The 18,830-nt window shown below is 64.6% G+C and carries 17 protein-coding genes; 3 read left to right on the plus strand and 14 right to left on the minus strand.

Annotated elements, in window-relative coordinates:
• Positions 1 to 4 precede the first annotated feature (4 nt).
• From D4754_RS18935 to D4754_RS18945, 3 genes are all read right to left on the minus strand, one after another.
• Entirely contained in the window at positions 5 to 991 is a 987-nt protein-coding gene (locus D4754_RS18935) for an ABC transporter permease (RefSeq protein ID WP_240453947.1), read from the minus strand.
• On the minus strand, positions 984 to 1,976 hold the full coding sequence (locus D4754_RS18940; RefSeq protein ID WP_121066706.1) for an ABC transporter permease: 993 nt from the start codon (positions 1,974 to 1,976) through the stop codon (positions 984 to 986). The genes D4754_RS18935 and D4754_RS18940 overlap by 8 nt, the downstream gene beginning before the upstream one ends.
• A gap of 69 nt (positions 1,977 to 2,045) precedes the next feature.
• Entirely contained in the window at positions 2,046 to 3,617 is a 1,572-nt protein-coding gene (locus D4754_RS18945; protein WP_121066709.1) for an ABC transporter substrate-binding protein, read from the minus strand.
• A gap of 166 nt (positions 3,618 to 3,783) precedes the next feature.
• Here D4754_RS18945 and D4754_RS18950 point away from each other — a divergent pair, with 166 nt between their 5' ends.
• Both D4754_RS18950 and D4754_RS18955 read left to right on the plus strand, forming a co-directional pair.
• Entirely contained in the window at positions 3,784 to 4,473 is a 690-nt protein-coding gene (locus D4754_RS18950; RefSeq protein WP_121066712.1) for a GntR family transcriptional regulator, read from the plus strand.
• Positions 4,470 to 5,144 carry a flavin reductase family protein gene (locus D4754_RS18955; RefSeq protein WP_240453948.1) on the plus strand — a complete coding sequence of 225 codons (675 nt, stop codon included), beginning with the start codon at positions 4,470 to 4,472 and terminating at the stop codon, positions 5,142 to 5,144. Before D4754_RS18950 ends, D4754_RS18955 begins: the two co-directional genes overlap by 4 nt.
• On the opposite strand, the gene D4754_RS18960 is transcribed toward D4754_RS18955, so the two are convergent.
• From D4754_RS18960 to D4754_RS19010, 11 genes are all read right to left on the minus strand, one after another.
• Positions 5,141 to 6,157 (minus strand): nucleotidyltransferase family protein, encoded by a 1,017-nt coding sequence (locus D4754_RS18960; protein WP_121066717.1) that lies wholly within the window; start codon positions 6,155 to 6,157, stop codon positions 5,141 to 5,143. The two genes, D4754_RS18955 and D4754_RS18960, sit on opposite strands and share 4 nt — an antisense overlap.
• Positions 6,158 to 6,301: 144 nt before the next feature.
• Positions 6,302 to 6,508, minus strand: a complete 207-nt coding sequence (locus D4754_RS18965; RefSeq protein ID WP_121066720.1) for a formate dehydrogenase subunit delta — start codon at positions 6,506 to 6,508, stop codon at positions 6,302 to 6,304.
• Positions 6,498 to 7,319, minus strand: coding sequence for a formate dehydrogenase accessory sulfurtransferase FdhD (gene fdhD, locus D4754_RS18970; protein WP_121066723.1), 822 nt, complete (start codon positions 7,317 to 7,319; stop codon positions 6,498 to 6,500). The genes D4754_RS18965 and fdhD overlap by 11 nt, the downstream gene beginning before the upstream one ends.
• 5 nt (positions 7,320 to 7,324) lie before the next feature.
• Positions 7,325 to 10,234: a formate dehydrogenase subunit alpha gene (gene fdhF / locus D4754_RS18975; RefSeq protein WP_121066726.1), complete on the minus strand. Its 2,910-nt coding sequence runs from the start codon at positions 10,232 to 10,234 to the stop codon at positions 7,325 to 7,327.
• Entirely contained in the window at positions 10,231 to 11,748 is a 1,518-nt protein-coding gene (locus tag D4754_RS18980) for a formate dehydrogenase beta subunit (RefSeq protein ID WP_121066729.1), read from the minus strand. The genes fdhF and D4754_RS18980 overlap by 4 nt, the downstream gene beginning before the upstream one ends.
• Entirely contained in the window at positions 11,745 to 12,221 is a 477-nt protein-coding gene (locus tag D4754_RS18985; protein ID WP_121066732.1) for a formate dehydrogenase subunit gamma, read from the minus strand. The genes D4754_RS18980 and D4754_RS18985 overlap by 4 nt, the downstream gene beginning before the upstream one ends.
• A 92-nt stretch (positions 12,222 to 12,313) precedes the next feature.
• The gene (locus D4754_RS18990; protein WP_121066735.1) at positions 12,314 to 13,201 is read right to left on the minus strand and encodes a LysR family transcriptional regulator; all 888 of its coding nucleotides are present in this window, start codon (positions 13,199 to 13,201) and stop codon (positions 12,314 to 12,316) included.
• A 103-nt stretch (positions 13,202 to 13,304) separates the two neighbouring features.
• A complete protein-coding gene (locus D4754_RS18995; RefSeq protein WP_121066739.1) occupies positions 13,305 to 14,462 on the minus strand; it encodes an acyl-CoA dehydrogenase family protein in 1,158 nt (385 codons plus the stop codon).
• 289 nt (positions 14,463 to 14,751) lie between these two features.
• Entirely contained in the window at positions 14,752 to 16,239 is a 1,488-nt protein-coding gene (locus D4754_RS19000; protein ID WP_121066742.1) for a tripartite tricarboxylate transporter permease, read from the minus strand.
• On the minus strand, positions 16,239 to 16,700 hold the full coding sequence (locus D4754_RS19005; RefSeq protein WP_121066745.1) for a tripartite tricarboxylate transporter TctB family protein: 462 nt from the start codon (positions 16,698 to 16,700) through the stop codon (positions 16,239 to 16,241). The genes D4754_RS19000 and D4754_RS19005 overlap by 1 nt, the downstream gene beginning before the upstream one ends.
• Before the next feature lie 95 nt (positions 16,701 to 16,795).
• Positions 16,796 to 17,779 (minus strand): Bug family tripartite tricarboxylate transporter substrate binding protein, encoded by a 984-nt coding sequence (locus D4754_RS19010; protein ID WP_121066748.1) that lies wholly within the window; start codon positions 17,777 to 17,779, stop codon positions 16,796 to 16,798.
• A gap of 176 nt (positions 17,780 to 17,955) precedes the next feature.
• On the opposite strand from D4754_RS19010, the gene D4754_RS19015 reads away from it, so the two are divergent.
• Positions 17,956 to 18,828: a VOC family protein gene (locus D4754_RS19015; protein WP_121066751.1), complete on the plus strand. Its 873-nt coding sequence runs from the start codon at positions 17,956 to 17,958 to the stop codon at positions 18,826 to 18,828.
• Positions 18,829 to 18,830 lie beyond the last annotated feature (2 nt).

An 18,830-nucleotide genomic window follows, 5' to 3' on the forward strand; every position in this document is an offset into this window, starting at 1 on the left:
AGGGTCACCGGAGTTTGGGATTGAGCGCGTCGCGCAGCCAGTCGCCGATCATGTTGACCGACAGGACGATCAGGCACAGCTGGATCGACGGAAACACGATGATCCACCACAGGCCCGAGAACAGGTATTGATTGCCGATCCGGATCAGCGTGCCAAGGCTGGGCTGATCGGGTGGCATGCCGACGCCAAGGAAGGACAGCGTCGCCTCCGACAGGATCGCCAGGCCAAAGTTCAGCGTGGCCGCGACCATGATCGGCGTCATGCAGTTGGGCAGGATATGGTTCAGCATGATCCGCCAGGATTTCACCCGGATCAGCTTGGCCGCCTGCACGTATTCCTTCTTTGCCTCGACCATCGCCGATGCGCGGACGGTCCGGGCGTATTGCACCCAGGATGGCACGGCGATGGCGAAGATCAGGATAGGTGCGGCCAGCACGTCCTTCAGACTCGTCGGCAGGGAGGCCGAGGCGATGGCCGTGATCAGGATCGCGATCAGGATAAAGGGCATCGACAGCAGCACGTCGCCCACCCGCATGATCACGTTGTCGATCCAGCCGCCGAAATAGCCCGCGATCAGGCCCAGTGTCAGCCCGACAGACAGCGCCAGCAGGACCGAGGCGAACCCGATGATCAGCGAAATCCGCGAGCCGTAGAGAATCGCCGACAGGATATCCCGCCCCTGCGTGTCGGTGCCCAGCACGAAGGGCATCTGCCCGTCCGTGTTCCAGATCGGCGGGATTTCCGAGTTCCACAGGACCAGCGCCGACAAATCATAGGGGTTCTGCGGCGCGATGAAGGGTGCAAGGAACGCCGTCAGCGCCACGAAGGCCAGCAGCACGGCGGCGAAGATCGCCGATGGGTGCGAGCGGAAGGAAAACCACAGGTCGCTGTCGCGCAGCCGGGCGTAGCGGGACGGCTTGACCGGCAGCAGGGTCGCATCGGTGGCGGTGGCGGTCGCTGTGTTTTGCATGATGTCCTCGGGCTCAGCCATTGGCGCCACCGGCGCGGGCGGTGTCGTCGCGCAGGCGCGGATCGACCCAGGCGTAGGTAACGTCGACCACCGTGTTCAGGGCGACGAAGATGAAGGCCACGATCATCAGGTAGGCGGCCATGACGGGGATATCGACGAAGGTCACCGCCTGGATGAACAGCATCCCCATGCCCGGCCACTGGAACACCGTTTCGGTCACCAGCGCGAAGGCGATCAGGTTGCCGATCTGCATCCCCGTGAGCGTGATCACCGGCATCAGGCAGTTGCGCAGCGCGTGGCGCCACTGCACGCGGGACGTGGGCACACCACGGGCACGGGCGAACTTGATGTAATCGGCGCGGAGCGTCTCCAGCATCTCGGCCCGGACCAGCCGCATCACCAGCGTGATCTGGAAGGTGGCCAGCGAAATCGACGGCAGCACCAGCGCCCGCCGCCCCGATGGCGTGAGCAGGCCCGTGGACCACCAGCCGATATCGACCGTCTCGCCCCGCCCGAAGGCCGGCAGCCAGCCGAGCGAGACGGAAAAGGCGAGGATCAGCAGGATGCCCACCACGAAACTGGGCAGGGAAACGCCCACGATGGATCCCAGCTGCAACGCATTGGCGATCGGGCTTTCCCGGTAAATGGCCGTGATCACCCCCAGCGGGATACCCACCACAAGCGAGATCACCGTGGCCACCAGCACCAGGTCGAACGTGGCGGGGAAACGGTCCTTGATCAGGACCATGACGTCCTGCTGGTTGCGGTAGGAGATCCCGAATTCGCCCTGCACGGCGTTGGTGACGAACCGCGTGTATTGCGTGATCAGCCCGTCATTCAGACCCAGCCGCTCGCGCAGCTCGGCACGGTCGGCCTGCGTGGCCTGTTCGTTCACCATCATCTCCACCGGGTCACCGAAGAACCGGAAGATGATGAAGGCCAGAAGTGCCACCGCCAGCATGACGAAGGCCGCATTCGCGATGCGCTTGATGAGAAAGGCGATCATGGCTGCCTCCGTTCAGGTTGCTGTGACGGGGTGCGTGTCCGGGCCCGCGATTGGGCCCGGACGGGGGGCTTATTCCGCGACCTGCGCGAACCAGAGGCGCGGCTTGTTGTCGGGGAACAGCGGCATCTCGGTCACGTCATCGGTCACGGCCCAGGCCATTGGCTGCTGATGCAGCGGGATCATGATGTTCTGATCCTTGACGATCTTCAGCGCCTCGGTCTCCAGCGAAAGCCGCTTGTCCAGATCCAGCTCCATGCCGGCCTGCTGCACCAGCGCGTCAAGCTCCGGGAAGGACCAGCCGCCCCAGTTGAACACGCCCGAATTGCCTTCCTTGGTGTGGAAGATCTGCAGAAGCGGCGAATAAGCATCCAGCATCGGCAGCGTGGCCCAGCCAAGGATGTAGACATCGGTCTTGCCGTTGGTCCGCTTGGGCGACTGGACCGCGCGGGGCGCGACATCCAGCTTCGGCGCAAGACCCACGCGAGACCACATCGACGCGATGGCCTGGCAGAACTGTTCTTCGTTCACCAGCCCGTCGGAAATGCAGCTGAATTCGAATTCCAGCCCTTCGGGAACGCCGGCCTCTTCCAGCAGCGCCTTGGCGGCATCCGGGTCGAAGCCCGGCAATTCGTCCAGTTCGGGCACGTAGCCCGGGATCGGCGGGGCGACGGTCGCGCCGGCGATGCGGGACTTGCCGCGCATGACCTTCTCGTGGATCAGGTCGAGGTCGATCGCCTTGTAAAGCGCCTCGCGCACGCGGTTGTCGGTGAACGGGTTGTCTTCGCCCGTCGTCAGCTTTTCGCGGAACGGAAAGCCCACCATCACGGTCCGCAGGTCGACACCTTCCAGCACTTCGACATTCGGTGCAGCCGCCAGACGCGGCAGATCCTGCACCGGCGCGTCGTTGGTGAAGTTGATCTCCCCCGACAGGAGCGCGGCGACACGCGTCGCGGCAGAGTTCACCGGCGTCAGCTCGATCCGGTCGAGGTTGTGCTGCGGCTCGTCCCACCAGTCGGGGTTCACGACGAACACGGTCTTTGCATCGGGCTGGCGGCTTTCGACGATGAAAGGGCCGGTGCCGTTGGCGTTGTAGGTGGCAAAGCCTTCGACGCCGCCACCGATATCCGTGGGCAGCAGGCTGTCGTTTTCCGTCATCCATTCCTCGTCGAAGATGTGGATGTTGGTCAGGTCGTTCAGCAGCAGCGGGTAAGTGCCGTTCAGCGTGATGTCGACGGTATGATCGTCGACCACTTCCGAGCTGACATAGGCCGGCAGGTTGCCCTTCAGCGGCGAGGTATCGTCGCTCACCCGGGTCAGCGAGGCCACGACATCTTCGGCCGTGAACGGGTTGCCATTGTGGAAGGTCACGCCTTCCCGCAGCTTGAAGCGCCAGGTCACCTGATCGTCCATGATCTCCCAGCTTTCGGCCAGCGCGGGTTCGATCTTCAGGTCTTCGTTGTAGCGGACCAGGCCTTCATACACGTGGTTCAGCACGTTGATGGTGAAGCTGTCGCCATAGGAATACGGGTCGAGCGAGCCGATATCCCGGTTCGCGCCCCATTTCAGAACGTTCTCGGCCTGCGCGGTGCCTGCCAAACCGGCAATCGCGGCCGTGGCAAGCAGGACGTGTCTTATCTGCATGATCTGGTTCCCTGTCGTAGAAGATTGTACTTTTGGAATCGTCAAGATTGGATACGATTTCCAAGTCATGCCGCAGTGCATACAGGCTGGCAAGTAAATTGTATCCAATTGACGAAATTTATTGGATACGATATAGCGAGTGCAGAAATGATGGGCAGTAACGAACATGAGTGACAGCAAGACGACCCTGACCAACGCGGTGCATGACCTGCTGCGCCGCGCCATTATCGAACAGGCGTTGAAGCCCGGCATGCGTCTGCCCGAAGACACCGTTGGCGAACAATTCGGGGTGAGTCGCACCATCGTGCGCCATGCGCTCGTCCGGCTGGAGAATCAGGGGCTTGTCATCACCCGCCGCAACCGCGGCGCCTTCGTGGCCGAGCCATCGAAGGAAGAAGCCCAGCACGTGTTCGAGGTCCGCCGCTGCCTTGAGAACGAGGTGATCCGAATCCTGTGCCGTCGGATGCCCGGAAGTGGATACGATCAGCTGGAAGCGCATGTGCGCTCCGAAGAGAAGGTGAAGGGCAAGGACGGCCCGGTCTCCATCCGGCTCGCCGGCGAATTCCACGTTCTTCTGGCCGAACTCACAGGCAACGACGTGCTGGCCCGCTACGTGTCCGAAGTGGTGCTGCGCTGTTCGCTGATCATGTCGATGTACGCCCGCAACCATTCATCCGATTGCGCCGTGGACGAACATTCCCAGATCATCGAGGCGATCCGCGCCGGGGACGAACAGCGCGCCATAGACATCATGGACCATCATCTGGGCGCCGTCGCCGGCCGGGCGGAGCTTTCGCCCAAGCCCGACAGCATCCAGTCGATCCTCTCCCACTACGGCAAGGAACTGGCCCAGTGACGCAACCCGGATCTCACCGCGCCTTCGATTTCAACGATCTGTCCCCGCGCGAGGCGTACAAGGTGATGATCGGCACCATCGTGCCCCGACCCATCGCCTGGGTCACGACCGTGTCGCCCGACGGCGTGGTCAACGCCGCGCCCTATTCCTTCTTCAACTGCCTGTCGGCCGATCCGCCGATCTTGGCCCTTGGCGTCGAAAACAAGACCGACCGCAGCTTCAAGGACACCGCCTACAACATCCGCATGACGGAGTGCTTCACCGTCAACATCGTCGATCGCCCGAATGTCGAGGCGATGGCGGTCACCGCGGCAGGCTTCGACGCCGACGTGGACGAACTGGAAATGGCGGGCCTCACCGCCGCGCCGGGGGAAAAGGTCATCTGCCCCCGCATTGCCGAGGCGCCGGTTTCCTTCGAATGCGAACGCTACCTTGGCATCGCCGTCAGTTCCGCGCGCGAGATCATCCTGGGCCGGATCGTCATGGCCCATATCCGCGAGGACATCATCGACCCCGCGACCTGCTATTCCGACCATGAAAAGCTGGATGCCATCGGGCGGATGGGCGGCAACGGCTATGCCGGGACGCTGGACTATTTCGACTGGCCGACACCTTCGGCCGAAGACGTTCTGGAAAGCCTCGAACACTCCAGGGCCACCGGGACGGCCTAGACCGCCTCCAGCCGCGCCCGCGTTTCCGGCATCAGCATCAGGCTGCTCTCGATCCGTTCCCGCCAGCGGGGGCCGCGGGATCGCGCGTCTTCCAGAGCCTCGGCCAGTTCGTCCGGCCGGTCGCGGGCCAGAACCTCGATCAGGAACGCGGCCTGCGCCCGGTCCTTGCGCGACTTGCCCTGATCGGGCCCGCCCCGCCGCCGGTCTGCCACGATCAGCTTGTGGATCGCGAAGCGTTCGGGCCGGGGCACCTGCACCAGAACCCCCGACCGATAGAGCGCGAGCGCATGGATCGGTTCGGCGATCAGGAAGTTCAGGTAATGCAACGCCTGCGCGCTGACCCCCAGCGCGGGCAGCGGCCGGACGGTTTCGTCCCCGAAGGCCGGCGTCAGGAATTCGACCAGCGAGTCCCCCCGGCTCTGCCGCCATTTCCAGACCTGCCGGTCATGGACGCCGGGCACCGGATCGAATTTCAGCTCGCTCAGGATATCGCCGGGTTTCGGATCCACGCGATCTTCCAGCGCGACGGACAGGCGTTCGAAACTGGCAAGATCGATGTCGCCGGTGCGGGCCAGTTCATCGGCGCTGAACCGCACGCCCAGTTCGCCTTCGTAAAGCGCATAGGCGCTGGTGCCCACAAGCGTCCCGCCCAGCCGGAACACCCCTGCCCTCGCAAAGGCCAAGAGCATCGAGCCCGTGTCCCGGTCCGCCCCGATCAACCCCTCCGCGCGCAGGATCCGGGCCATGCGCGCCATCGCCCCCTGCCGCGCCTTTGCCTCGGCCTTCAGCTCTCCGGCCCGGGCGAGCCTTTGGCGCAGGTCGGGCGTGTCCTCCCCCAGGTAGCGCGATTTCATCTCTGTCCCCAGCCGGTACTTGTCGTAAAGGTACGTCCGGCCGTTGCGGTGCCGTTCCTCGAGGCTGCCCACCAGCGTCGAGGCCGTCTCGTCGAGATGCAGACGCAGCAGATCCTGATAGGTGACCTGCGCTATCCGCGAGAGAGAGGTGATTTCCATGACCGCCCGGTATGTGCATCAATAAATTTAATGAAGCACATACCACACTGTGTGGATCAGGTAAATATTTGCTGCACACACAGGTGAGCGACCCGGGGCCGCTGCCGTGGCCTCCCCGAATTGCGAGCCGGAAAGGCCGGCGGTCTACGGGATCATCCGCACCGCGCGCACGGCAAGATCGTCCAGCCCCTCTCCGCCCCCGGCCACGTGGTCGCAGATCTTGCGCAGCATCCGCGGGTCCCAGAAATCGCGCAGGTGGTTTGCCACCATCTCGGCCTGGTTGGTGCCGGGCTGGGATTTGAAGAAGGTGGCGATCTGATTGGCCATGTAGATCATCTTTTCAGGCGACATCTGACACCTCTGTCTGAACGCGGTGAGCATGGGAATAAAGGGCGAACCCGCCGCCCCGGGCAAAGGCGGCAAGGGTGATGCCGGCGCCTTCGGCCAGACGCACGGCATGGGCAGTGGGGGCCGAAACGGCGATCAGAACGCGGCAGCCGGCCATCGCGCATTTCTGGACCAGTTCCACCGACAGGCGACTGGTCATGACGAAGGCTCCATCGGCCGCGTCGATCCCCTGCCGGGCCATGGCGCCGATCAGCTTGTCGAGCGCGTTGTGCCGGCCCACGTCCTCGCGCGCCAGAACGATGTCTTCGCCCGGCCGCAGGAAGCCCGCCGCATGGGTGGCACGGGTCTGGTCGTGGAGCGGCTGGAACGCCCGCAAGGCGGCCGTTGCCTGCGCCACGTCGGCGCGGCTAAAGACGGGGCCATCGTCCGACACACGGGGCAGGTCGCGGGTCGCAGCCTCAAGACTGTCGATCCCGCACAGCCCGCAGCCCACGGGGCCCGCCATGAACCGCCGGCGCGCGGTCAGAACCTCGCGCCGGTCGGATCTAAGCCAGAACCGGGCCTCGATGCCCAGCTCGTGCTCGGCCGTCTCGAACCCTTCGATCTGGTCCAGCGCAGTGACGATGCCTTCGGTCAGGGAAAACCCGTAGGCAAGATCGGCGATGTCACCCGGGCTCGCCATCATCACCGCCTGGCTTGAGCCATCGTAGATCATGGCGACCGGCACTTCCTCGGGCAGAGACCGATGGGCGTGCAGCGCGCCTTCGGATTGGACCGAAAGGCACGGCCGGCTGGCTGTACTGGACCACGCCATCGCGCTCACTCCGCCGCCGGCAGGATGCGGCGCGAGCGTTCGGCCTGGGCGTTGTACGTCTCCTGCCAGTCGGTCGGGCCGTTCGACGGGCTGACCTGCACTGCCGTCACCTTGTATTCCGGGCAGTTCGTGGCCCAATCCGAGAAATCGGTGGTGATCACGTTGGCCTGCGTGTCCGGGTGGTGGAAGGTGGTGTAGACGACGCCGGGGCTGACACGGTCGGTCAGCTTGGCGCGCAGGGCGGTTTCGCCCGCGCGGCTTGCCAGCCGCACCCAATCGCCTTCGTTCACGCCGCGGGTTTCGGCATCGTGGGGGTGGATCTCCAGCTGGTCTTCCGCATGCCACACGGTGTTCTGCGTGCGCCGGGTCTGCGCACCCACGTTGTACTGCGACAGGATCCGGCCCGTCGTCAGCAGCAGCGGAAAGCGCGGGCCGGTGCGTTCGTCGGTGGCCACGTATTCCGTGATCATTAACCGGCCCTTGCCGCGCACGAAGCCATCGACATGCATCAGCGGCGTGCCATCGGGATGCGCTTCGTTGCAGGGCCACTGGACGCTGCCCTTTTCTTCCAGCACCGCGTAATCGACCCCGGCGAAGGACGGCGTTGTTGCCGCGATCTCGTCCATGATCTGGGCGGGGTGGGTATAGTTCCAGTCCGCGCCCATTGCGTTGGCGAGCAGTTGCGTCACCTCCCAGTCGGCATAGCCGTTCAGGGGTTTCATCACCTCGCGCACGCGGTTGATGCGGCGTTCGGCGTTGGTGAAGGTGCCGTCCTTTTCAAGGAAGGTCGAACCGGGCAGGAAAACATGGGCATAGTTCGCGGTTTCGTTCAGGAACAGGTCATGGACGATGACGCATTCCATGGCCGCGAGACCGGCCGCGACGTGCTTGGTATCGGGGTCGGATTGCAGGATGTCCTCGCCCTGGCAGTAAAGCCCCTTGAACGTGCCATCGACGGCGGCGTCCAGCATGTTGGGGATGCGCAGGCCCGGTTCGGGATCGATCGGGGTGCCCCAGACGGCCTCGAACATCTCGCGCACGTCGGCGTTCTTGACGTGCCGGTAGCCCGGCAGTTCATGCGGGAAGCTGCCCATGTCGCACGACCCCTGCACGTTGTTCTGTCCGCGCAGCGGGTTCACGCCCACGCCCGGACGGCCAATATTGCCGGTGAGCATGGCGAGGTTGGCGATCCCCATCACGGTGGTCGAGCCCTGGCTGTGTTCGGTCACGCCCAGCCCGTAATAGATCGCGCCGTTGCCGCCCGTTGCATAAAGACGGGCCGCCGCGCGCAGGGCTTCGGGGTCGATGCCCGTAAGCGCCGCGGTCTCTTCCGGGCTGTGGCGCGGGTTGCTGACGAATTCGGCATAGTCCTGGAATTCGTCCCAGTCGCAGCGGGTGCGGATGTATTCCTCGTCGAAGAGGCCCTCGGTCACGATGGTGTAGGCCAGCGCCGTGACCACGGCCACGTTCGTGCCCGGGCGCAGCGGCAGGTGATGGGCGGCCTCGATATGGGCCGATTTCACAAGGTCGATCCGGCGCGGGTCGATCACGATCAGCTTGGCGCCGGCGCGCAGACGTTTCTTCAGCCGGCTGGCAAAGACGGGATGGCCATCGGTCGGGTTGGCGCCGATAACGACGACGACGTCGGTCTGTTCGACGGAATCGAAATCCTGCGTGCCGGCCGAGGCGCCGAAGGTCTGGCCCAGCCCGTAACCCGTGGGCGAATGGCAGACGCGGGCGCAGGTATCGGTATTGTTGTTGCCGAAGACCGACCGCGTCAGTTTCTGGACAAGATAGGTTTCCTCGTTCGTGCAGCGGCTGGAGGTGATGACCCCTATGGATTTCTGGCCATAGGTTTCCTGCAATCCGCGCATGCGGTTCGCGGCGAAGGTCAGCGCCTCGTCCCAGCTGACCTCACGCCAGGGCTCGTCGACGCTGTCGCGGATCATCGGGTTCAGGATGCGGTCGCTGTGGTGGGCATAACCGTAGGCAAAGCGGCCCTTCACGCAGGAATGGCCCCGGTTTGCCTTGCCGTGCTTGTAGGGCACCATGCGCACCAGTTCGTCGCCCTGCATCTCGGCCTTGAAGGAACAGCCCACCCCGCAATAGGCGCAGGTGGTTATGACCGACCGGTCGGGCGTGCCCATCTCGATCACGCTCTTTTCCTGCAATGTCGCCGTGGGGCAGGCCTGCACGCAGGCGCCGCAGCTGACGCAATCGGAGGACAGGAAATCGTCCAGTGCGCCGCCCGCCGACACGCGGCTGTCGAAGCCCCGGCCTTCGATCGTCAGCGCGAAGGTGCCCTGCACTTCCTCGCAGGCGCGGACGCAGCGGTTGCAGACGATGCATTTCGACGGATCGTACGAGAAGTAGGGGTTGCTGTCGTCCTTGGGCAGCCATTCGGGGTTGGCCTCGCCCGAGGTGTCGCGCGCCTCGAAATGGTTGGCAAGCCCGCCGGTTTTCGGCGCCTCGTAACGTACATCGCGCAGGCCCACGGCGCCTGCCATGTCCTGCAATTCGCAATCGCCGTTGGCCGAGCAGGTCAGGCAATCCAGCGGGTGGTCCGAGATGTAAAGCTCCATCACGCCGTTGCGGATCTTGCGGACCTTCTTCGATTGCGTGTGCACCGCCATGCCCTCTGCCACCGGCGTGGTGCACGAGGCCGGCGTGCCGCGCCGGCCTTCGATTTCCACGACGCACAACCGGCACGACCCGAACGCCTCCAGATTGTCGGTCGCGCAGAGCTTGGGCACCTGGATGTCCAGTTCCGCCGCCGCCCGCATGACGGATGTGCCTTCGGGCACGGTGACTTCGAACCCGTCGATGGTCAGCGTCACCATCGCGCCGGACCGGGCGGGCGTGCCCATGTCGCGGTCGTCCTTCGGGTCCATGGTGGGGATGATGAAATCTTTCATTCTGCGGCCTCCTTGCGGTGCGCGAAATCGTCGGGGAAGTTGGTCAGCGCGGACATGACGGGGTACGGCGTGAAGCCCCCCAGCGCGCAGAGCGAGCCATCGGTCATCGTCTCGCAGAGATCGGTCAGCAGTGCGGCGGCATCGGCATCGCCTTCGGCGATCCGGTCGATGGTCTCGACGCCGCGCACGGCGCCGATCCGGCAGGGCGTGCATTTCCCGCAGCTTTCAACGGCGCAGAATTCCATCGCGAAACGCGCCATCTGCAGCATGTCGGCGGTGTCATCGAAGACCACCAGCCCGGCATGGCCGATCAGCCCGCCTTCGGCGCCGAATTCCTCGTACCCCATGGGCGCGTCGAACTTCTCGCGCGGCATGTAGGCGCCCAGAGGGCCGCCGACCTGCACCGCCTTCACGGGCCTGCCGCTGGCGGTGCCGCCGCCGATATCGTTCACGACCCCGCCCAGCGTCACGCCGAACGCGGTTTCATAGAGCCCGCCGTGCTTCACGTTCCCGGCGATCTGCAGCGTGATCGTGCCGCGCGACTTGCCGACGCCGAAGCTGGCGTGATGCTCGGCGCCCTTTTCGAAGATCACCGGCACGGTGGCCAGGCTGATGACGTTGTTGACGACGGTGGGCCGGCCCAGGAACCCTTCCAGCGCGGGAAGGGGCGGCTTTGCCCGCACGACGCCGCGCTTGCCTTCGAGCGAGTTGAGAAGCGAGGTCTCCTCGCCACACACATAGGCCCCCGCGCCTTCGCGGATCTCCATGTCGAAGGCGCGGCCCGATCCCATGACATCGGGTCCCAGCACGCCCTTGGCCTGCGCGATCTTGACTGCCGCGCGCATCACGCGGATCGCATCGGGATATTCCGACCGCAGGTAGACATAGCCGCGCGTCGCGCCGACACCCAGCCCGGCGATCGCCATGCCTTCGATCAGCGTGAACGGATCACCTTCCATGATCATGCGGTCGGCGAAGGTGCCGCTGTCGCCTTCGTCGGCATTGCAGACGATGTACTTTTGCGCGGCCTCGGCCTCGCGCACCGTGTTCCACTTGATACCGGTCGGAAAGCCCGCCCCACCCCGGCCCCGCAGGCCGGAGGCGGTGACCTCGGCCACGATGTCTTCATCCGTCATCTCAAGCGCGCGGCGCAGACCGGCCAACCCACCGTGGTGCTGGTAGTCGTCCAGGTTCAACGGATCGATCACGCCGCAGCGGGCGAAGGTCAGCCTTGTCTGGTTGGCGAGGAACGGCAGATCCTCGACCGGGCCGAGACCGTTCATCTTGCCGTCCAGCAGCGCGGGCACGTCTTCAGGCGCAACCGGACCAAAGCCCATCCGCACGCCATTCACGTCGATCTCGACCAGCGGTTCAAGCCACAGCATGCCGCGGGTGCCGTTCCGAATGATCTCGACCTCCACACCGCGGGCCGCGGCCTGCGCCGTGATCGCATCGGCCACGGCATCGGCGCCAAGCGCCTTGGCGGCGCTATCCATCGGGACCCGGATCTTCATGCGCCGACCTCCGCCAGAAGGGTGTCCATCCGGGCGGCATCGACGCGCGCAACCACACGGTCGTCCACCATCGCGGCCGGTCCGCAGGCGCACATGCCAAGGCAGTAGACCGGCTCGACCGTCACTGCGCCATTGATCGTGGTGCCGTGCCAATCGACCCCCAGCTTCTCCAGCGTGCGTTGGGCCAGGGCGTTGCCGCCCACGGCCTGACAGGCCTCGGCCCGGCAGATCTTGACGATATGCCGACCGGCAGGGGCCTTGCGGAAATCGTGGTAGAAACTGATGACGCCGTGCAGTTCCGCGCGCGTGATGTTCAGCGCATCGGCGATCAGCGGCATGGCCGCTTCGGGGATGTACCCGAAGGACCGCTGGATCGCGTGGAGCATGGGCAGAAGCGGCCCTTCAAGATGAAGATGGTCGGAGATGAGGGCGCGAAGTTCCGGGTCGGAAGGCGCTGGCGCTGATGGTTGCATTGGCTCGCCTGTGTTGTTTGTCAGGCCCAGCCAAGCGCATTCGACGATGCGAAATCAATAATGCTATTCCGTTAGTCGATTGAGGATCTCTATCAACCGAAGCTCGATTGCCTGCGCGCCTCGCGGAGCAGCGCATCCAGAACGGGGGTGTGCGGATCCCGGTAGGGCGCAATCAGCCCCACGGAATGGGCACTTTCGCCCCCGCTCAGCGGTATCGTGGCCAGCGCCTTGCCGGTGGTCAGAAAGCGGGCCATGTCCTCGGGCAGGACCGTCAGCCAACCGCCGTTTTCGACGTTCACCACCAGCACGACGGTCGAGTTCGATTCGATCCGCGCGTCGGGCGTCACGCCGGCCAGTTCCAGGTTGCGGTTGATGATCCGGCGATTCTGCATGTCGGGCGTCAGCAGGCACAGTTTCTGGCCCTCGAGTTCCTCCCACCCGACCGACCGCCGTCCGGCGAACGACGACGCGGCGGAACAGACCAGCATGTAGCGTTCCTCGTACAGCGGTTCCGTGCTGACCCGGCCCGTCGGTTCGTTGTCGAGGTAGGAAATCCCGGCGTCCACCTCGAGGTTGTCGAGCATCGCGAGGATCTCGGCCGAGGTGCGCGACACGATCGTCATCCCGACCTTGGGATGCTTCCGGCTGAACACGCTCGACAATTGCGCGGCCCATGTCAGCGCGGTGGGAATGACGGCGATGCGCAACTGGCCCGACAGGCCGTGCCGCTTGAACCGCATCTCGTCGCGCAATTGCCGCGTGTCGCCCACGATCTTGCGCGCCCAGACAAGCGCCGTCTGCCCCTCGGGCGTCAGCCCGCCATAGCGCGACCCGCGAAAGATCAGCTGGACGCCCAGCCGGTCTTCAAGCTGCTTGATCCCAGTGGAAAGCGTCGGCTGCGTGATCCCCAGCGTTGCGGCGGCACGGCCGAAATGGCCTTCCTTCGCCACCGCGATGAACATTTCCAGCTTGTCGAGCATGATCGGCCATCCGGATTGAAATCAAACAAACCGATAGAGATCAGAAATGAGCCCGCGAAGGCAAGCCGGTTTCCGACACCAGGGGTGAGCGGCAGGCCGATCCTCAGTTCCGCTGCCTGTCGTCAAGGCCAAGACCGCGGCCGATGATCTCGCGCATGATCTCGGACGTGCCGGCGTAGATGCGGCTGATCCTGGCGTCGGAATAGAGGCGGCTGATCTCGTATTCGTCCATGTAGCCCGCCCCGCCGTGCAGTTGCAGGCATTCGTCGACCACGCGGCCTTCGACTTCGGAGGTGTAAAGCTTCACTTCGGCCGCCATTTCGGCGGACAGTTCGCCCTTCAGGTGTTCGCGCACGCAATGGTCGGTCAGCGCCCAGGCGGCATCCAGTTCCGTCCGGGCCGAGGCCATCTTGAAACGCGAGTTCTGGAACATCCCTATGGCGCGGCCGAAGGCGCGGCGCTCCATGATGTAGTCCATCGTCAGGTTGAACGCATGTTCGGCCCGCGCAATGAAACCCACCGCCCCGATCAGGCGTTCCTCGGCCAGGTTCGTCATCATGATCTTGAAGCCCTGCGCGGGATCTCCCAGCACGTTTTCCTTGGGCACCTTGACGTCGTCGAAGAACAGCTCGGCCGTGTCCTGCGACGCCAGGCCCATCTTCTTCAGGTTCCGGCCGCGGGCGAAGCCATCCCAGGTGTCTTCGACAAGGAACAGGCCTATCTCGTGGCTCCTCTCAGGGTTCGTGCGGGCGGCGACCAGCACCAGACCGGCCAGGAACCCGTTCGAGATATAGGTTTTCGAGCCGTTCAGAACCCAGTGATCGCCCATGTCGACGGCGCGCGTCCTGATGCCCGCAAGATCCGACCCGGTACCGGGTTCGGTCATCGCGACGGCCAGGATCGTATCGCCCGACACGATATCGGCCATGTACCTGTCGCGCTGCGCGTCGGTCGCGAAATTCTGCATGTAGGGCCCGACGATGCGGTTGTGCAGGCCAATGAAAAAACCGGGCTCCTTCGGGCCCAGCTCCTCGCACAGGATCATGTCATAGCGGAAATCTTGCACACCCAGGCCCCCGTACTTCTCGTCGGCATACATGCACAGGAACCCTTCGGCCCCGGCGCTTTTCCACACCTCGCGGCTGACAACGCCGTCCTCGCGCCAGGCCTCGGAATGGGGGAAGACTTCCGTTTCGGCCCAGGCACGCACGGTGCGGCGGAAAAGCTCGTGTTCTTCCTCGTATATGGTTCGCTTCAGCATTCCTGCCTCCGGTGACATTGGCCGTCCTGCGCAGTATCCAAACGCCGTTTCCGACGGCCGGGTTGAAACGTTCCCGGGCCAGCATGTCATCAGTCGCAGGCATAAAGACGCTGGTGCCGGCGATGGTGTCTTCGAACCCGACCGATGCCAAGGCCTTGATGAAGCGTCCTCGCGTCAGTCAGGACCTGCGGCTTCGTGGGCTGTGTCCGTCGGAACCGCGCCCAAGCCCGGGAATTTGGGCGCGGGCGTCAGATGCCGGAACCGGACAGCCGGGCAGAAGGCCCCCGACTCAGGCGACCTTGGGGGCCTTGATCCGCAGGAAGTAGATGAACAAAGCCGTCATGAGGTACAGCCCGATGCTGATCGGGTTGGTGAAGAAGGCCATCACGTCGCCGTTCGACGTGATCAGCGTCCGCCGCATGTAGAGTTCAAGGTACGGTCCAAGGATGATCCCCATCAGCATGGGCACCAGCGGATAGGACATCAGTCGCAGCAACCACGCGAAAATGCCGATCGCCAGCGCCATCCACATCTGGAACCCCGAATAGGTCGAGGCATAGGTGCCGACCATCGCGACCATGGCGATGAAGGCATACAGCACCCCCCGGTTCATGCGCGCCAGCCAGATGTAATACGGCCCGAAGACAAGAACCGACAGGAAGACGAAGACGGCCGCAACCATCAGCGCGGCGAACATCGGGGCAATCGTGGCCATTTCGTTGGTCAGCAGGCCGGGCCCGGGCACCAGCCCGTGGATCAGAAGCACGCCGAAGATGATCGCCGTGACGGAATCCCCCGGGATGCCCAGCGTCAGGAGCGGCACCACCGCCCCGCCGCACATGGCGTTGTTGGCGGATTCCGCCGCCGCCAGCCCTTCGTGCGAACCATTGCCGTATTCCTCGGGCTTCTTGCTGACGCGCTTGGCCTCGGCATAGGCCACGAAGGACGCCATCGAGGCGCCGCCACCCGGCAGCATACCGATCAGCACGCCGATGACCGAGCTTTTGACGTAGGTCCAGAAACCGATGTCGCGGACTTCCTTCCAGTCGGGCCAGAAGTCCCGGTGCTTCACCTTGAACGCGGGCGTCTCGGCGGCGGTGCGGGCCTTCGATCCGCCCTGCAGCAACAACTCGCAGATCGCGAAAAGGCCGATCACGGCAGGCAGAAGCTGCACGCCTTCGATCAGGTTGGCGCTGCCGAAATCGAACCGCCCCTGCGCCACCATGTTGTCGAAACCGATGGTCGAGATCATCAGCCCCAGCGACACCGTCACAAGGCTTTTCCAGATCGATCCCTTGGCCACGATCACCACCGTCACCACGGCCATGAAGACCAGCGCGAACTTGTCGGGCGTGCGGAACATCAGGGCGAATTCGCTCATCGGGACGGCGACGAACATCAGCACGGCCGCACCCAGCACGCCCCCGATGGACGACGCCAGCGCATCGAGGCTGAGCGCCTTGGCCCCATGCCCGCGCTTCATCAGCGCATAGCCTTCCATCGTCGTGATCGCGCCGGACGCCGCTCCGGGAATGTTCACGGTGATGCCGGTGACCGATCCCGCGTATATGCCCGACATGAAGATCGCCATGACCATCACCAGCGCGTTGGTCAGTTCCATCGCGAAGGTGAACGGCAACAGCAGCGCGATGGCCAGCGTCGCGGTCAGGCCCGGGATGGCGCCGAAGACAAGGCCCATCAGGAAGCCGCCCACGAGGTACAGAAACGTCTCGGGGTTGGCGAGCGCCGCGAAGCCGCCCATCACTTCGGCAAACATCAGAAGTACCCCGAGGGCAGGAAGAGATCGAAGAGCGTGACGAAGAACAGCCAGCCAACCCCGGTGATCCCCGCAGAGATCACCACCGACGTCAGGATCGCTTTCACCGGCCCCAGCCGCTCCTGTTCGAACAGCCACGCGACGCCGAAGGCATAGCACAGCGTCGCGTAGACATAGCCCAGCGGTTCGAACGCCCAGGCAAATCCGCAGGTCAGCGCGATCAGCGCGACCGTGCGCAGGCTGAAATTGGCGTCCTCGTCATCGTCGTGCACCGCGGTGCCGCGCAGCTCCTGCACCAGCACGCCAAGCGCGCCCAGACCAAGGGTGAAGACAAGGACCATCGGCATCAGGGACGGACCGGGCTCGCCAGTGGCGAAGGGCCGGGGCAACTGCAGCGCCTGCTGCAGGTAGGCCACATCAAGCGCGAGGATGAAAAGCGCGAAAAGCGCCTGGCGAGTCATCGTCAATGGAAGCGCCTCTTGTCCGTCATTCGTCTATAGCAGAACCCGGCCGAGGGAACCGGCCGGGTTACGTCATCGGGAAACCGTGGGCCGGATTATTCCAGTACGCCTTCGGCTTTCAGCTTGTCCAGAAGCTTCAGCGCGCGGGTCTGGGTCCGCTCGACATAGGCTTCGGTTTCGGGACCATCCATCCAGTAGGCATTCATGCCGGTGGCGGCGGCCTTCTCCTGGAACTCCGGATTGTCGAACGCGGCTTTCAGACCGGCGACCAGGGTGTCCTGGATCTCCTGCGGCGTTTCTGCCGGCACGGCCAGCACACGCATGCCGCCCCAGATCACGTCATGGCCAAGCTCGGTGAAGGTCGGCACGTCCGGCAGGCTGGGATCGCGCTCCGAACCCATCACGGCAAGGATGTTCACCTGACCCGCCTCGGCGGCAGAGGCCACGGTGGCATAGCTCAGGCTTGCGGCGTCGTTCTCGCCCGAGATCAGCGCCTCGCGCTGTTCGGCCGAACCGTTCGGGAACGGCACGTGGTTCAGTTCGACGCCCAGCTGGTCAGCCATGTCGAGCGCGTGAAGATGCCAGATACCGCCAATGCCGGAATCCGAAACCGTCACTTCGCCCGGATTTTCCTTCGCCGCGGCGATGAAATCGTCGAGCGTTTCCCAGCCGGTGTCGGCGTTGACGGCCAGAACGGTGGGATAGAGCGTCACGTTCGCCAGGTAGCTGAGCGAGTCCGTGTCATAGCCCGGCACTAGGTTCTTGTAGGGCACGGTGATCATGCTGTCCCAGGTCAGCGAACCGATGGTATAGCCATCGGGGCGCGCCTTCATCAGGCGCAGCGTGCCCACGCCGGACTGCGCGCCGGTCACGTTCTGGGTGCGGATGCCGACGCCAAGCGGTTCCTCGGCATATTGCAGAAAGGTGCGCATCACGGTGTCGGTGCCGCCGCCCGCGCTCCACGGCATGATGTGCATGATGTCTTTGGTGGGATAGTCCTGTGCACCCGCGCTTAGCGTGCCGGTGACAAGAATCGCGACGCCGGTCAGGGCAGTGCGAAGACCCTTCGAAAAAGTCATGTGGGACCTCTCTGTTGCTTCTTTGCGGCGCCCGGAATCGAAGGCTCCGCAGTGACGTTGGCTCCCTGCCGGGGCAGGATCCATTTTGTATACATCACAATATACAGGTGAGAGTGCATTGCAACGGTTTTTCCCGCGGCCCATTATGGCGCCCTGCGGACGACGGGAGACGCGCCATGATCAGACCCAACCTGCCCCGGCCGGGAGAGATCGTTCTGGACCATTCCGGGCACTTCGTGGCCGACGCCGACGCGGCGCGTACTGCCCTGGAAAAGCTGGGGTTCACCGTCACACCGCTTTCGGCGCAGGTGCAGCCGGATCCGGTGACGGGAGAGATGAAGCCGACCGGCACGGGAAATATCTGCGTCATGCTGCCGGAAGGGTACCTTGAGGTTCTGGTCCATACCGCCGACACCGCGATCGGGCGCGAATTCAAGGCGGCGCTCGACCGGCGCGCGGGGCTGCACCTTGTGGCTTTCGGCCTTGCCGATGCCGCCGCGCGTCACGCGGAACTGGTGGAAGCCGGCGTGGACATGCGCCCGCTGGTGCATTTCTCCCGAGAGGTCGAGACCGAAACCGGCATGGAAACGGCCGCCTTCACCGTCGCGCGCCTGCCCGCCGGCGCGATGCCCGAAGGCCGGGTGCAAAGCCTGACGCACCATAACGAGGCGGCGCTTTGGCAGCCGCGCTGGACCGCCCACGCCAACGGCGCGCAGTCCCTTGACGCGATCGTGCTGTCCAGCCCCGATCCCCGGGAAAGTGCCGCGCGGTTTTCCCGCTTCCTCGGCCGTCCGGTGCAGAAGGACGGCCCGGGCCTGCGCATCCCGCTTGATCGCGGCGCGCTGGAATTCCTCCCGGAAGAGGCCGCGACCGCCCTTGTGGGCCATGCGGTCGACCCGGGGCAATCGTGCTTCGTGGGCCTGCGGATCGGGCTGGCGGATACCGCCGCCCTGCCCGATGACCCCCGGGCGCGATGGGTGGACGGGTCGCTCGTCGTGCCCTTCGATCCCACGCTGGGGTCCGGTGTCTGGCTGTTCCATCCCCGCTGACA

Origin of the sequence: Chachezhania antarctica (assembly GCF_003646465.1) — a bacterium.
Lineage (GTDB): Bacteria > Pseudomonadota > Alphaproteobacteria > Rhodobacterales > Rhodobacteraceae > Chachezhania > Chachezhania antarctica.